The sequence below is a fragment of the Ruegeria sp. BE1 genome, from assembly GCF_056538885.1.
In genome coordinates, this window is the sequence record NZ_JBQFTY010000004.1 from 37,277 (window position 1) to 52,941 (window position 15,665).

The 15,665-nt window shown below is 57.4% G+C and carries 13 protein-coding genes; 8 read left to right on the forward strand and 5 right to left on the reverse strand.

What is annotated here, in order from left to right:
• Positions 1-2: 2 nt before the first annotated feature.
• From ACR0J5_RS13010 to ACR0J5_RS13025, 4 genes are all read right to left on the reverse strand, one after another.
• Positions 3-1,319 carry an HlyD family type I secretion periplasmic adaptor subunit gene (locus ACR0J5_RS13010; protein WP_480653997.1) on the reverse strand — a complete coding sequence of 439 codons (1,317 nt, stop codon included), beginning with the start codon at positions 1,317-1,319 and terminating at the stop codon, positions 3-5.
• Positions 1,309-3,015 carry a type I secretion system permease/ATPase gene (locus ACR0J5_RS13015; protein WP_480654701.1) on the reverse strand — a complete coding sequence of 569 codons (1,707 nt, stop codon included), beginning with the start codon at positions 3,013-3,015 and terminating at the stop codon, positions 1,309-1,311. The genes ACR0J5_RS13010 and ACR0J5_RS13015 overlap by 11 nt, the downstream gene beginning before the upstream one ends.
• Before the next feature lie 200 nt (positions 3,016-3,215).
• The gene (locus ACR0J5_RS13020) at positions 3,216-4,091 is read right to left on the reverse strand and encodes a LysR substrate-binding domain-containing protein (protein WP_480653999.1); all 876 of its coding nucleotides are present in this window, start codon (positions 4,089-4,091) and stop codon (positions 3,216-3,218) included.
• Positions 4,092-4,160: 69 nt separating this feature from the next.
• Positions 4,161-5,474: a hypothetical protein gene (locus ACR0J5_RS13025; protein WP_480654001.1), complete on the reverse strand. Its 1,314-nt coding sequence runs from the start codon at positions 5,472-5,474 to the stop codon at positions 4,161-4,163.
• Positions 5,475-6,315: 841 nt separating this feature from the next.
• Here ACR0J5_RS13025 and ACR0J5_RS13030 point away from each other — a divergent pair.
• A complete protein-coding gene (locus ACR0J5_RS13030; protein WP_480654003.1) occupies positions 6,316-6,951 on the forward strand; it encodes a DsbA family oxidoreductase in 636 nt (211 codons plus the stop codon).
• Positions 6,952-7,029: 78 nt separating this feature from the next.
• Here the strand turns inward: ACR0J5_RS13030 and ACR0J5_RS13035 are convergent, their stop codons facing one another.
• Positions 7,030-7,953, reverse strand: coding sequence for a LysR family transcriptional regulator (locus tag ACR0J5_RS13035; RefSeq protein ID WP_480654005.1), 924 nt, complete (start codon positions 7,951-7,953; stop codon positions 7,030-7,032).
• 115 nt (positions 7,954-8,068) lie between these two features.
• Here ACR0J5_RS13035 and ACR0J5_RS13040 point away from each other — a divergent pair, with 115 nt between their 5' ends.
• From ACR0J5_RS13040 to ACR0J5_RS13070, 7 genes are all read left to right on the forward strand, one after another.
• Positions 8,069-8,743, forward strand: a complete 675-nt coding sequence (locus tag ACR0J5_RS13040) for a DsbA family oxidoreductase (RefSeq protein WP_480654007.1) — start codon at positions 8,069-8,071, stop codon at positions 8,741-8,743.
• A gap of 357 nt (positions 8,744-9,100) precedes the next feature.
• On the forward strand, positions 9,101-10,105 hold the full coding sequence (locus ACR0J5_RS13045; RefSeq protein ID WP_480654009.1) for an LLM class oxidoreductase: 1,005 nt from the start codon (positions 9,101-9,103) through the stop codon (positions 10,103-10,105).
• 68 nt (positions 10,106-10,173) lie between these two features.
• Entirely contained in the window at positions 10,174-11,337 is a 1,164-nt protein-coding gene (locus tag ACR0J5_RS13050) for an FAD binding domain-containing protein (RefSeq protein WP_480654011.1), read from the forward strand.
• Between the two features lie 633 nt (positions 11,338-11,970).
• A complete protein-coding gene (locus ACR0J5_RS13055) occupies positions 11,971-12,837 on the forward strand; it encodes a LysR substrate-binding domain-containing protein (RefSeq protein ID WP_480654013.1) in 867 nt (288 codons plus the stop codon).
• Between the two features lie 104 nt (positions 12,838-12,941).
• Positions 12,942-14,003: an LLM class flavin-dependent oxidoreductase gene (locus tag ACR0J5_RS13060; protein ID WP_480654015.1), complete on the forward strand. Its 1,062-nt coding sequence runs from the start codon at positions 12,942-12,944 to the stop codon at positions 14,001-14,003.
• Positions 14,003-14,791: an SDR family NAD(P)-dependent oxidoreductase gene (locus tag ACR0J5_RS13065; RefSeq protein ID WP_480654017.1), complete on the forward strand. Its 789-nt coding sequence runs from the start codon at positions 14,003-14,005 to the stop codon at positions 14,789-14,791. Before ACR0J5_RS13060 ends, ACR0J5_RS13065 begins: the two co-directional genes overlap by 1 nt.
• 3 nt (positions 14,792-14,794) lie before the next feature.
• Entirely contained in the window at positions 14,795-15,598 is an 804-nt protein-coding gene (locus ACR0J5_RS13070) for an SDR family NAD(P)-dependent oxidoreductase (RefSeq protein ID WP_480654018.1), read from the forward strand.
• Positions 15,599-15,665 lie beyond the last annotated feature (67 nt).

Consider the following 15,665-nt stretch of genomic DNA (forward strand, 5'->3'; position numbering starts at 1 on the left):
CGCTACTCGCGGAAGGCCCTGTTGAAATAGTCGGCCATGGGCTTGATCAGGTAGGATAGCGGGCTTCGCTCATCTGTCTTGATCATGGTCTCGACCGGCATGCCCGGCAACAGAACCTGACCATTCAGACGTTCGACCTGATTATCCTCGGGCGCAACTTCGGCGCGGTAATAGGTTTGCCCGGTCGCTTCATCCGTGAACGTATCCGCGGACACAGTGACGACGCGCCCTTCAATTTCGGGTGTTTCCCGCTGATTAAAGGCGGGGAACCGCAGGGACACGGGTTGCCCGATATGCAGCTGATCCACATGGATGGCATCGACGCGAGCCGCCACAAGCAAAGGGGTATCCTGCGGCACCACATACATCATCGGCTCGGCCGGTTGGATCACAGACTGCAGCGCAAAAACCTGACTGCCATAGACCGAGCCGCCAACCGGCGCGCGAATGTCCAGCCGCGACAGGCGTACATCAAGAGACAGCCGCCGTTCCGCCAGTTCCGCAATCTGCGTTTGTGCGTCGCGCAGTTCCGTGATCGCTTCTTCGCGCCGCGTGGCGATCAACTCGACAATCTCAATCTCGGTGGCCGCGATCTGACCGGCAAGCCGCGCCACTGCTGCTTCCAGCCGACCGATCTCGCCGGTCAGGCTGGCCTCTTCCCGTTGCAGGGCCGAAACGCGACTGGCAGGCGTCAGGCCCCGATCCAGCAGGCTTTGCTGGTCCTTGAGCTCATTCTGGATCAGATCGACCTGACGGCGCAAAGATACAAGCTGGGCCTTGGTACCATCGATCTCGCTTTCGATCTGCACCCGCTGTTTGCCCAGCTGTTCGATCCGCTGGCTCTGGGTGTCCAGACGGGCCTCGAACAGGCTTTGCTGGCCTTCGATCAGGTCATTGCCGATATTGTCCCGCTCCTGCAGCGCGGCCAGCCGCGTGGCCAGTGTCTCAGCGTCCGCCCCCTCACGCTCGGCCTCCAGGCGAACCCGGCGCGCCAGCAATTCAAACAGCTGAGATTCCACGATGGTTTTTTCCGAGGACAGAAACGTATCGTCCAGACGCACCAGCAAGTCACCTTCGCTGACGGCATCCCCATCGCGGACGTAAATCTCGCCGACCACACCGCCATCGGGATGCTCGACCACCTGCCGGTTGCTCTGAACCTCGATCACGCCGGACGAAACGATGGCCCCGGCCAGACGCGTCTGCACGGCCCAGATGCCAAGCCCGCCGACCAGAATGACCAAGGCCGCAAAGCCGACCAGCGCGGGCAGGGTGATCTGCCATACCGGGCGCGTATCCTGAGCCACTTTATCCTGCATCTTTATTCACCTGACTGAGGCTTCGTTTGATGGCGCTGGCATTTTGCACCATCGTTGCCAGAACTTCATCCCGGCTGCCAGATTTCACCACCTGCCCGTTTTCCACAACCGCCAGATCATCACATTCCGAGATTGCCTGAGGGCGGTGCGTCATGATGATCGCTGACTTTCCTGCGGCCTTCAGCTCTCGGATTGCGGCGTTCAGCGCTTCGGTGCCGTCGGCATCCAGGGCCGAGTTGGGCTCATCCAGAATAAGCATGACCGGATCGCCATACAGCGCACGCGCCAGCGCAATCCGCTGTTTTTGCCCACCTGACAACTGGCTGTCATTGCCTTCCAAAAAGGTATCATAACCCTTGCTCAGTGACAGGATCAGTTCATGCGCGTTGGCTTTGCGGGCGGCGGCCACTACGGCCTGCGCGTCCGGTTCTTCGGACATTCGGGCGATGTTTTCGGCCACAGTGCCATTGAACAGGGTGACCTCCTGCGGGAGGTAGCCGATATGCTGGCCAAGATCGGTTGAATCATATTGGTCCAGTGTCGCACCGCCCAGCCGGATTTCCCCCACGGCTGGTTGCCACAAACCCAACAGGGCCTTGGCCAGCGTCGATTTGCCCGACCCGCTTTTGCCAATCACACCCAGCGCCTTGCCAGGCTCAAGCTGCAGGGACACGTTCCGCAATGTCGGTTTGTCCGCGCCGGGTGGCACAACAGTCAGTCCCTTGGCGGTCAGCCGTGCTTCGGGCACCGGCAACTTGGTGCGCGGTTTTTCTGGCGGCGTTGCGTCCAGAAACCGGTTCAGCGAGGTCCAGGCCGTGCGCGCCTTTTGCACCATACCCCACTGGCCGATGGCCTGTTCAACCGGCGCCAGCGCCCGGCCCAACAGGATCGAGCCTGCAATCATTGCACCCGGGGTCAATTCATTGCGCAACACCAGCCACGCCCCCAGCGCCAGCATGGCCGATTGCAGGAACAGCCGCAGGGACTTGGTCAGCGATGTAAAGCTGCCGGTCCAGTCGCTTGCGGCAATTGTCTGCCGCAACGCATCGGTGCGCTGCCGCTGCCAGCGCTGTGTGATATCCTCTTGCATGCCTTGCGACCGGACAACTTCGGCGGCCTGACGGGCATGTTCCGAAAACGCGTTTGCCTGGGCCGAGGCGCGTTGCGCCGACGATACCTTTTGCTGCGTCATGGCTTGGTTGAGCAGCGCAATCACGATCAGTAACGCTCCACCGCCCACGGCAAGCCAACCCAATAGCGGGTGAAACAGAAAGATTGCGGCCAGAAACAGCGGGGTCCACGGAATGTCCATCACGGCCAGCAGAACCGGCGAGGAACACAGGTTTTGAATCGATTCCAGATCGCGCAACGCCGTGGCTGGGGCAGAGCGCACTTGTGGAAACAAAGAACGGCGCAGGGTCGCGTCAAAAACGCGTTCGTCCAGCTGTGATTGAAACCGGGCACCGAACCGCGCAACGATGCGGCCGCGCGCGTAATCCAGCATCGCCATCAAGCCATACAGCAGCGCCACCAGCAGGAACAGCGCCGTCAGCGTTTCAACCGCGCGCGACCCCAATACTCGGTCGTAGACCTGCAACATGAACAGGGGTCCCGTCAGCATCAACAGGTTGACGAAAATGCTGAACAAAAAGGCCAGACCCAGAAAGGTCAGGCCTTGGTTCCGCACCTTTCGCAGCTCGTGTCGGGGCGGAGGTGTCGTGCTGGTCTGGCTGTTCACGAATGGGGCCTTTGATATCTTTCGGGTTCGAACGCACATGCGTATGTGCTGGAGCGTATCTTAGGGGTGTTGGGCAATACTGAAAATGTAAGATTTGCTGGATCGGCGAAAAGCGACTTGCCGTCAAGGTGCCACCCCGCAGGGCGCTTTGGAATTGGCTATTTGGCGCTTAGGCTGGTCCCAAGTGCGGTGTCGCAGAATGACCTGACCAGACGGGATTCGGACCGGTCATTCAGATGCGCCATGTAGTACCGGGTTTCGATACGGGCGTCCGTGATGGGAATCGCGCGCAGGTTGGGATGCGGGACGAATTCGAAATCGGCGACAAAGCCAATTCCAATGCCTTGTTCTACCGCTTTCCAGATGGCTTCTCGGCTGCCCAGCTCCAGAATGGGGTCGACCTCGATCCCGCGGTTTCGAATTTCGGCCTCAATCGCGGCGCGCGTGGTCGACCCGGCCTCGCGGCGAACGATCTTTTGGCGGTGCAGATCGCTGATTTTTATCCCATCCCTTGAAAAGAAGGGATGGTCGGAATTCACAAAGGCAACCACCTGATGCGTACTATACAGGCGCGTCGTCACACGCGGGTCTGACTGCACCTCGGCCAGGATCGCGACATCGGCCTCGTAGGACAATATGCGCTCGAAACAGCGTTGGGAATTTCCGAACCAGACATCGAGATCAATTGAGGGGTATTTGGATTTGAACGCGACGATCATGTCCGTGGCGTGAAACGGACCCACTGCCGCGATGCTAAGTTGCCCGGCGTGAAACCCGCGAAAGGAATCCAAAAGGGTTTCGGCATCGACCTCAGCCTGATGCAGGCGTGCGGTGATCGTCAGCAGCTCCCGCCCGGCATGGGTCAAGCGCACTTCGCGGCCGACCCGATTGAACAATTGCACATCATACCGGGTTTCAAGGTCTTTGACCTGTGTGGACAGGGTCGGTTGGCTTATATTCAGCTCATGCGCCGCAGCTGAAAAGCCGCGATAGGTTGCAACGGCATGAAAGGATCTGAGTTCGGATTTTAACATAGTGTCAGCATATGGATTGGCCAACTGAAATCAACTGAGACAATACGGGGGTTGCCGAGCCGCTAAGAGCTAATGGTATTCGGCACTATGAAGATCATGGGTCACGCGCGCATAGGCTTGTGCCATTGCTGTCAAGGTATGTGGCGGACACCCGATCTGTTCCAGGCACGAGGCATCGACAACCCTTAGTCGGCCCTCGAACGCCGTCTCGACGGCGTTGTCGACAGGCGTTTTGTCCGCGCCGAGTGTCAATCCATGATAGTGAAATCCCTGACCCGGCGCGGTCTGGCCCAGCTTGGTCCGAACCCCGTGTGCGGCAAGCCAATCCAGGAATAGCGTTAAGCTTTGATCCAACCCCCGATCAAGTACTGGTTCCGCTTCCGTTTGCCCGTTTTTGCCATGGCGATGGAACTGCACCTGCGTTTGCGGGGTCCACAGGCGGATCGGTTGAACGAAGTCAAAAATCCTCCCGACGCGTCGGCCACGCAGGTGGGGTCCCAAACCAAAATTCGCAGTGAGCAGACTGATAGGTGCTTGGGACACTGCATAAACAGAGGCGTATAAATCGCATCTCCCGTCTTCTTTGTGTTTCACGGTCAGAGCATTGAAGTTGCCGTTGTTGGCATAGGTATGCGCGGGCCCCAGAATGCGGTCCAAACGGAAACAGTTGATCGTGTAGGGGGCATGATCCCGAAATCCGATCTCTTCGATTGATGGCAGGCTGCGGCTGAGCGTCGTGGCCGTGCCCAGAACCCCGGCGGCCAAATAAACCCGCCGGGCACAAATCTGGGTTCCTCCACTCAGATCCAGACGCAAACCGCCCGTTTTCAGCTGTACGCGCTGCACGCGATCCGAGAAAACCTCGACGTTTTGTATTTCTTTCAGCCGCTTTTCCACGGCACAGGCCATCGCATTTAGCTGACTGCCCGGGGCATCCCGGGTGCCAACCAAAAGACGCGGGGTGCTGGTCTCAAAAGCGCGTCCAAGATCGCGCTTCTGTGTGCCTCCGATCACCTCGAATTCGGTCTGTAACTCATCGCAGGCATCCTTGTATGCGGCCCATGTTTGCAGAAACGGGCTTTGGCCCCACGGATCATCGCGCTCGTATACCTGAAGCTGTTTGCCCCAGTAATTGGCAAGCCCACCGACCTCTGCAGCCGCATACATTGCGGGGGCATCGCCTGACACTGGCATGCGGTCGGCCAAACAGGCCGGCCTGCGCCTTTCAAAGGCCACGGATTTCACTTTTGCAGGCCCGCCTTGCCAAGGGTCAGGCGTTGCCCCGGTGATCACGGCCAAAGAGCCTGTGAACCCGCGCATCGCGGTCAGGGCGGCATAACCAGTAGGACCGGCACCGATCAGTGCGATATCAAATTCGCGCATGACACGGCAAACCAAAGACGTCGGCAGGGCGGATAGCGTCACCTGGGTTTTGCATCGCAGAAAGAAACCTCCGCCAATACTGCCTCAAAAACTGAGGCCTACACCAAAACGTTAGCACGGATCAGCGACCATTCGAAAAGCAGGTCACTGGCCAGCGTGGAACACAAATAAGATCCTGAAAATAAACCGGATCTCGAAGATGGGCGAGCGTCGCCCGTACCAATAAAGCCTTGCCAGAGGTTACGACGGTCGCCTTGCGCAAATCAAGAACGCGTAATCTCGCCCGCGTAATCTTGCCACTTTTCCAGGCGAGGATCAGCGGACATGTGCGCTGGATCCCGTTGTTGGTGAAACCGCAGCCGCAAGGAATTCCAGTTTCTAGAACTGTGCATTTTGGGCACCAACGCGGTGGTTATTTTGTCCCAACGATGTCATCGCGGAAAAAGTCCAACATCGCGTTGGTAGCGTCCAAAACAATTGCTGCGTCCGGGCTATGGGATGCGAACTTAAAAAGCTAAAGTCGGTGCTGTAGTCCGGATGTTGCCGCGCTTTTACAAGGTTTGCTGCTGACAGCGTTGGCTCTTCCGCTGCTGGGCAACGAAAAAACGCTCTTTGGAACACTTATGTGCCGCATTTTCTGGTTGGTGCCATGTGACGACCGACCGTAACCAATTGCTTGCGATCAGTGCAAGCCGCCACAATTGTTTGGTGAGAACGCCTTGTACGCTTGCGGATCAAACTGTTGCGTTCCTTGCAACGCTGATCGCTGTTTTTGATCAATTCTGCTCAGCGGTCTCAAACCCGACCTTATGTGTCACACCACAACCCAAGAGGTGACGCCATGTCAGATCTTCCTCGCATCGTGATCGACATCTGGTCGGACTACGTTTGCCCCTACTGCTATCTTGAATTTCCGGTGCTTGAAGCATTGAAGGCCCACAGCAATCAGCCGCTTACCGTGAACTGGCACGCGTTTGAACTGCGCCCCTATCCAAACCCAACGCTCGATCCCGATGGCGATTACTTGCACGATGTTTGGCGCCGCTCCGTGTATCCGCTGGCGGAAGAGCGCGGGCTGCCGCTGAAACTGCCGCCGGTCCAACCCTATAGCAGGGATGCGTTGGCCGCCGCCGAATACGCAAGAGAAAAACAGCACTTCGACGCGTTTCACAAAGAGATGTTCAAGGCGTTCTTTGAGGACGGGCGGGATATAGGTTCGCGTGAAGTGATTGAGGACGTGGCCAAGCAGGTGGGTCTTGATCCTGCGGCAGTATCCGGCGCCATCGATAGTGGTGAGTATCGCGCGCGGGTGGATCGTTCGTTGAGTGAAGGTCTTGCCCTTGGTGCCCAAGGCGTTCCGTCGATCTTTCTGACGGACACCGTTACGGGTCGGAAACTGCGACTACCCGGTGCAGCGAACCTGGCGACATTCCAAGCGGGTTTGACCAAACTGAACGTACTTGATCAGCCTGCATGACACATTGCTCGGCGGCACCGTTTTCGTGGTGCCGCCGTGCAGTTCGTGTTTGTCCGGGTATTCGGCCCTGGCGCGGTACTATCCTTCCCCGGTTTCCCAGTAAGGCGGCGCGCCGAAATGGGTACGCAGGTGATCAACGAATGCTGTAACCTTTTTTGATCCTCGCCTGTTGGGCAAATAGACTGCGTGGATCGCCGTATCGGTTTCGCCATGCCCTGCTGTCCAGTCTGGCAAAACCTGGGTCAATCGCCCGGCCTTAAGATCCTCGCCCACCAGCCAGCTGGGCATCATCAAAAGACCGCCCCCGTTGATCGCTGTTTGTCTCAGCATCTCGGAGTTATTGGCAACCATGTTGCCTTTGACCTTCAGGTTCAGGCTTTTTCCATCTTTTTCCATGCGCCAAGTGCGATCTCCATCTGTGAATGCAAAGCAGAGGCAATTGTGGTCTTTCAGGTCTTCTGGGTGCTGTGGGATATCGTGCTCACTCAGATAGTCCGGGCTCGCGCAGATCAGTCGCCGGTGCGGCGCGAGTTTGCGCGCAATCAGGCTGCTGCTGTCGAGCCTGCCGATGCGGATGGCGACATCAATCCGGTCCTCGACCAGGTTGACGAAACCGTCGCTCAGTTGAAAGTCCAGCTCAATCTCGGGGCAGCGCCGTATGAACTGGCCTATCGCGGGGGCAACATGCATTGAGCCGAAGACAACTGGCATCGACACCCTGAGTAATCCACGTGGCGCACCGTCCGTTTCACTGACGCTGCGGTTCGCATCATCAAGAGCGTCCAGAACCAGAATTGTCTGATCCAGATAACGCGCGCCCGTGTCGGTCAGCGTTATACTTCGGGTTGACCGGTTCAAGAGTTGCGTGCCGAGGCTGTCTTCAAGGGAGTTTACTTGCCGTGTGAGAGACGATGTGGCCATCCCCATACGGCGCGCGGCGGGCGCGAAGCCGTCTTCCTCGACCACGGCACGAAAAGCGCGAAGGGCGGCAAAGTAATCCATCTACTTCCCAAGTCATCGTTGCGCGTTACGCAATACTATTGCCGATAATCGCCAGATTATCAACAAACCGCTGCTGGATCATATTCCCTTCAGACGAAGGAATAGGAGCAAGCCCATGTCCACGGAAAAGATTGTCATAGACGTCGCCATCACCTCGGATTTCATTTGTCCGTGGTGCCGCATTGGTGAGAAGCGGCTTGAGAATGCGCTGGCTATGCTGCCGGACGACATCGAGGTAAACCTTCGCTGGCAGCCCTTCGAACTCAATCCCCGCATGGGCAAAGAGGGAATGAACCGAAAAGTCTATCGGTCGATGAAGTTCGGTTCGTGGGAGCGGAGCCAGTCGCTGGATGCCGGAACCATCGAGGCGGGTCAACCCGACGGAGTCACGTTCAACTACGGTATCATTGAGCGGACGCCTAACACTTTTGCCGCGCATAAGCTGACACATTGGGCAGGCACTCAAGGCAAGCAGTCTGACGTCGCACATCGTATCCTGAAAGCGTACTTTGCCGAAGGCCGTGATATCGGGGATCACGAGGTTCTTGCGGCAATTGCCGCAGAGGCGGGTTTGAGCACGAACGAAGCTCTGGCCTATTTGACAGACGAAACGACCGATGCCGAAACGCGGGACTTGCTGAATGCCTCAGTGCGCTCGGGCGTGCGGGGCGTTCCACAATTCGATATCGAAGGCACAATTGTCAGCGGTGCACAGCCGGCGGATGTTTTGGCGCAGGTCATTGAGTTGGCTGCAAGCCAGAAATCAATTGGCAGGCGTGCTGCGAGTTAGTCGCTAGTCTTGCGATATGCGATCTGGGTTGGGCTAGGCTGCACAATCCTCCGTCTATGAGTTTCAAACTCCGTTCTCTGAGTCACGCAACACCAATCGCCCGGCAGTCCCGCCGACACAGAGTGGTGACCCAGGGAACGGTATGGCCGCCGTCAAACCGCAAGGAGGAAGTCGAATGATGTCTCCAGACCCTAAAGCAAACCTAACAAAAGCACCCAAGCCAGAGCGCCAGATCTTTTCCGACAATCTTGTGCCAGCCGGATCCACATCTGACCTGTCCGCTGCCGCGATGATCGCGTGGTCCCCGTTGGAATTGTTTGGTGACCCCGTCTCTTGGCAAAACACGGAGGCGACCCAATGACACGCGCTAATCCAAATTCGTCACATATGGGGTTTTCCCAAACCTTTGTTCCGGGGCAACTGTCGCTTGGGCTGATGATGCCAACCGCGCCCCTGGTGAACGGTGTGCCCAACATGATTGGGCAGTTGGATCAGGCCGCGCGCATCGATGAACTTGGCTTCGCCACGCTCTGGTCCCGCGATGTCCCGTTGTTTGATCCTGACTTTGGTGATGCCGGTCAGATTTATGATCCATGGGTGTGGCTGTCTCAATTGGCCGCGCGGACAAAAACCATCGCGTTGTCGACGGCTGGTATCATTCTTCCGCTAAGACATCCCATTCACGTAGCGAAAGCCTCGACATCATTGGATGTGCTATCCGGCGGCCGCTTCATGCTCGGTGCCGCATCCGGTGACCGGGCAACGGAGTATCCCGCTTTCGGCTTTGATCATACCGGCCGCGGCCCAGCATATAGGGACGGCATCAAGACGATCCGGCACCTGACGGAGCATGGTTTCCCAAGGTTTACTTCTGGGCGCACGTCCTTTGATGGCGGCCTTGATCTGCTTCCTAAGCCGACCGCGCCGCGACTCCCAATCTTTGCGGTCGGCAGCGGGCAACAAAGCGTGCAATGGATCGCAGAACATATGGATGGATGGATCTCCTACCCCCGTGACATTGAAGACCAACGACGCCGCATCGGGTTGTGGCACACCGCCTTGAACCAGCGCGCGCCCGGTATCTTCAAGCCCTTCGCGCAATCTCTCTTCGTCGATCTGACCGACAATCCCCATGCGCCAGCAAGTCCTATCTTTCTTGGCTTCCGCTTCGGGCGGAACCGGTTGATTGAGCATCTGGACAGCCTGAGGAACCTCGGGGTCCATCACGTGATGATCAATTTGCGGCACAGTACGCGACCTGCCTCTGAGGTGATCGAAGAATTGGGTGCAGAGGTTCTGCCGTATTTCCCAACCCACGGCAGCGTTGCAAAAAATGCAAAGATGATATCGGAAACCGCGTAATTATCATGGCTGCCTACATCCAATAGCTTGAATTCAACCCACAGAAACAACGCAAAAGGGTGATTGTTATGTCCAATCGCAAAAGCAGAGCCATTGTCATCGGAGGCTCACTGGGTGGGCTCTTTGCGGGCAACATGCTCAAGAAGGCCGGATGGGAGGTCGATATCTATGAGCGCTCGGCACACGATCTTGACAGTCGGGGCGGCGGAGTGGTGCTGCAACCGGACGTGGTTGAAGTGTTCCGCGAAGCGGGCGTTGATTTCAGCACCATGAGCCTCGGTGTTCCGTCGCAAAACAGGATCGTCTACCGCAAAGATGGCAGTATACGGGATAAGCGTCCTGCGCAACAAATGCAGACGTCGTGGTCTTTGATCTACACAACGATGAAGGGGGTGTTCGGCGATGGGCACTATCACCGGGGCCGGATTCTGGCATCCATTGAGCAGAACGAAGACGCCAAAACCGTGACAGCGATCTTCGAAGATGGGTCCCGCGAGACCGCGGACCTCCTTGTTGGGGCCGACGGGAACGGCTCGACCGTGCGCCAACTGATCTGGCCCAAGGCGCAACCGACTTACGCCGGATATCTTGCGTGGCGCGGTTTGATCCCCGAGGAGGAACTGACTCCAGCCGCCCGAGATGGTCTGGCCGGAGACTTTGGTTTTTCCAACACAGAAGGGTCGCATATTCTGGGCTATCTTGTTCCGGGAGAGAGTAACGCGACAGAACCCGGCAAGCGGTTCTACAACTGGGTCTGGTATCGCGTCGCGGACCACAACACTCTCCTTAAGATCATGATCGATAAGGACGGAAAACAGCGCGGGTATTCGATGCCCGAGGGAAAGCTGTCAGAAACCTGGAAGGCGCATGTCTATCAAGAGGCCAATGCGCTCTTGCCGAAGCCATTCCGCGAGGTGGTTCTTTCTACTCAGGAACCCTTCGCACAAGCGATCCGGGACCTGACTGTGCCAAACATGGTGCGAGGGCGAGTCATCCTGCTTGGCGACGCAGCTTTTGTCCCCCGGCCGCATACTGCGGCAAGCACGTCCAAAGCAGCGGCGAACGCCCTTGCGCTATATGACGCATTGGTCCGCCACCCTGACGATGTCGACACAGCGCTGCAACGCTGGGAACCCGGCCAGATGATGCTTGGAAAGATGCTGTATCGTCAGGGTACCCAGGCGGGCGACAGCCTTTTGTTTCGCAAAGACATGAGTGAGCGTGTTGGTTAAGACAACCTCCTGAAAGGACTGAGAATTGACTAACATCATCATGTACACAAAGGATGGGAAATAAGCGCCGAGATCAACGAACGCTCCGGACGCAAGACTGCTCTGAAGGTATTCATCGGTAATCATCATGTCGGCAGCTTTGACGATATGGCGGCATTGGAGGTCGCTGGCGATCTTGATTCTTTGTTGGGGTGCGATGCGCACCAAAGCCTACTTGTCGAAACGCATCACAAGGTTGTTGTGATCAGCAGTGGGCTTGCGGGGTGCTCCGCCGCGATCTAAGCGTCGCGCCGGGCTCGAACCTGCGCTGATCAGGGGTCTTTAGGCTGGCGGGTAGCGGAGGTCTCAAAAACTCATTCCGCAGGTGCGCCGCATGAAAATCGTTTTATCTGTTCGTCTGATGACGCAGCGCGGTGGCAGAGATAGCTGCGTCGGCGGAGATTTCCCCAGGTTTGCAATAGGTGAGTTTTGCCTGTTGAGCGTTTCTTGTGCTATCAGGCAAAGAAAAAGTAATGCAGGTTCGCCATGCGACGCGCTTTGAAAACACGATTGAATCAGCTTGGGCCAGGCGCATTGTCGAGGTTGGAGCCTGTCGGCTTTGACAGCAACCGCATGCGCCGCGGGTTGCCGCCCTTGCAGACGCTGATCGCATTTGAAGCCGCTGCACGGTTGCACAGTTTTACTCTGGCAGCCTCAGAATTGAACCTGACACAGCCCGCGGTCAGCCAGCAGGTGAAGCTTCTTGAGCAGAGGCTTGGTGTTCGGCTGTTCCGCCGTTCGAACAACCAGATCAGCCTGACAGAGCAGGGTGAGCAATTTGCCGAAGCTGTCGGTGCGATGTTGGATAACCTCAGTGAAAGCGTTCAGGACCTAGCGCCGGATGCGGGGCGGACCATGCTGACGGTCAGCCTTTTGCCGTCATTCGCCTCTACCTGGTTTGCGGTCCGCGCGGCGCGATTTTTGAAGCTGCATCCGCAGATTGACTTGATTGCCTTATCCACGGTCGCTCGTACGGGTTTTGGTCAAGAAGATGCGGATGTCGCCATTCGCTGGGGGCCTGGAGGCACACCGAATGTCTACGAAGAGAGGCTATTTGGTGAACGTCATATCATGGTGGCTTCGGCTGGTTTGACTGACGAGATTGCAGATGTGAATCGCGTTGGTGACCTGGCTTACCTGCCGTTCTTTCACGACACCAACCACAGTGAATGGCGCACGGTGATCGAACGTAACGGAGGAGATCCCGAAGCGTTTGAGCATGGCGCCTATTTCGGCGACGCCAGCGCGACGTTGGGGGCGATTGCCTTTGGTGGTGGGATTGGCGTTGTCCGGGATATCGTCGCGCAGCATTTTCTGGACAATGGCATGCTGATCGAACTGCCGTTTGAATCGGTGGACGGATCGTTCGCATATCATTTCCTTTGTCCGGAAAGCCGCCTTGAGCAACCGCGCGTACAGGCTTTTCTCAAATGGTTAAGACAAGAGTCACAGGCTGCATAAGAATTCCTTTGGCAATGACCTAGGATTCAACATTTGTAGGTTAGGCTAGGTTGCGAAAGGCTGAGAGAAACACGTTTACCCGGATATTCTCGGAGCCTAATGTCATGGAATTCTCTCTTTTCAATCTGATGACAAAACCGGTTGACGGATCGACGCATGCCGATGTGTTCAACCAGATGCGTACGATGACGCGAATGGTCGATGATGCCGGGTTCGATGTCGCCTGGTTCGCCGAGCATCATTTGTCGAATTACTGCATCTCACCTTCACCGCTGATGACGACCTCGCATATGGCGGGCGTGACCAAACGTATCAAACTGGGGCCTGCGGTGGTGGTGATGCCGTTTTACGAGCCGCTGCGCCTGGTCGAGGATATCTGCCTGACCGATCAGTTGACCGATGGCCGTTTAGTCCTGGGTCTGGGAACAGGATACCAGCCGCGCGAGTTCAAGAAATTCGGCTTTGAAATCAACGATCGATTGATGCGCGGGCTGGAGATCTGGGACTGTATCGAGCAGGGCGTCTATAGTGGTACAATCAACTATCAGGGTCAGCATGTGCGCATCGACGATGCGGCGCTGTCAATTGCTCCGGTGCAGGATCGCATTCGCACCTTTGCTGTGGGCAATGCGCCCGAGATGCGGCAGAAGATGATCGTTTACGGGGCCGAGCCGCTGACCACCCCCGCAATCGGACCAAACTCGATCGTTGCGACGGCGCGGCGGCTGTATTCGGAAACCCGAATGGAGAACGGCCTGAGCGGTGATGACTTCGCCTTTGCTGTGCAACGCTATGTCTACGTTGCCAAGGACAAAGACGATGCGCGGGCGGCGGCTGAGCAGGTTCTGATCCACGCGCGTATGGCCAGCAACATGCGCCGCCCCGAACCGCTGATGAATGGCGCGGATTTGCAAATCGTGCCCTTTGACAATGAACCCAGCCTGGATGAAGTGATGGAACGCGCGATCATTGGCGATGCTGAACATGTTACATCGCGGATTTTAGCCGAGGCGCGGGAGTTTGGCATAACGCATCTTAGTGTGTTCATGCAGATCGCTTCGATCCCATTTGCCAATACCCTGCGGTCGCTCGAACTGTTCTGTGATCAGGTTATGCCGGCAGTCAACGCTGCGCTGGAGGGGGACAAGAAGGCGCTTGCCTCCTGATGTCGGACCTGTTTGCTCTGACCGGCAAGCCAATCCTGATCACCGGTGCGGCGCGTGGATTGGGTGCTGCTATGGCCAAGGCTTGTGCCGATATGGAAGCGCAACTTTGGCTGCAGGATCTGAACGCTGAAGCGGTGGAGGCCACAGCCGCTGATCTCAGGGGGCAGGGGGCAGATGCGCAGGCGGCTGCGTTTGACCTGACGGATTTCAAAGCGTGTCGGGAATGGGTTCAGGATGTTGCGGATAAGGCGGGCAGCATCTGGGGGCTGGTCAACAATGCGGGGATCACCAATCACGGGTACGTCCTTGACCAAACTGTCGAGGACTATCGCAGCATCTACGATCTGCACGTCATGGCCCCCTTTGTGCTGTCGCAGGCAGCGGGCAAGGTAATGCTGGCCAATCCCGGTCCTCAGCGCGGGCGTATCGTCTCGGTCTCTTCAATCGCGGCGACCCATCCCAGACCGGGCATTGGGAACTATGCGTCATCCAAAGCGGCCATTGCCGGGCTGACGCGGTCTTTGGCAGCGGATTTCGGGGCCGACGGTATTTGCGCGAATGCGATTGCGCCGGGATATGTTCTGACCGAAATGAACAAGAAAATCCTGAGCGACAAGGCGTTTGTGCGCCGGATCGAAAACCGGACGCCTGCGGCGCGTTGGGCAGACCCGGCGGAAATCGCGGCGCCGGTGGCCTTCCTGATGTCCGAGGCTGCATCTTACATCAACGGCCAGCTCTTGGCAGTTGATGGCGGAATGAACGCTTTTTTGCAATCGAATGAGGAATAGCGCATGGCGCGTTTGGCTGGAAAAGTCGCTCTGATAACGGGCGCGGGTTCGATGAATGGCGGTATGGGCAATGGCAAGGCGGCGGCCATTCGTCTGGCGCAGGAGGGGGCCGCCATTTGCGCTCTGGACCTGCATATGGACGCTGCCGAAGAGACCTGCGAGATCATACGATCGGAAGGCGGCAAAGCCATTGCGGTGTCCGCGGATGTCACGCATGAGGATCAGGTGCAGGCGGCGGTGTCGCAATGTCTAGGCGCGCTTGGTCAGATAGATATCCTGCAAAACAACGTTGGCATCCTGAAAACCGGCGGCGCGATGGACAGCACGGTTGAAGATTGGGACCTGCTTGTTCATGTCAACATGAAAGCCGCCTTTCTTCCGACCAAACACGTCTTGCCGCATTTCGTGGATAGGGGCGCCGGTGTTGTGACAAATATCTCGTCTATCGCCGGGCTGCGCTACCTTGGTACACCCTACATCGGGTACAACGCAACCAAGGGTTCAATCATTTCCTTTACGCGGAACCTGGCGGCTGAGATGGCCCCGCATGGCATACGGGCCAACGCAATCCTGCCGGGCTTTATCGATACGCCGATGGCGCGGGATATCACTGTACAGAATGCGGACGATCCGGACGCGATTGACTGGGGGGCGCTGGATCGCCAGCGCGCGGCCCGTATCCCGTTGGGCCGTGTCGGCACGCCGTGGGATGTTGCCAATGCGGCCGTGTTTTTGGCCAGTGATGAGGCATCTTACATCACGGGCACCGAGATCACTGTTGATGGTGGGGTTTCGTGTCGCGTGTAAGGCGTCGCATCTTGGCCAAGGGCCCGCTGCGAACATCTGAATACTGCGTTGTCCTGTAGCCTGGTCA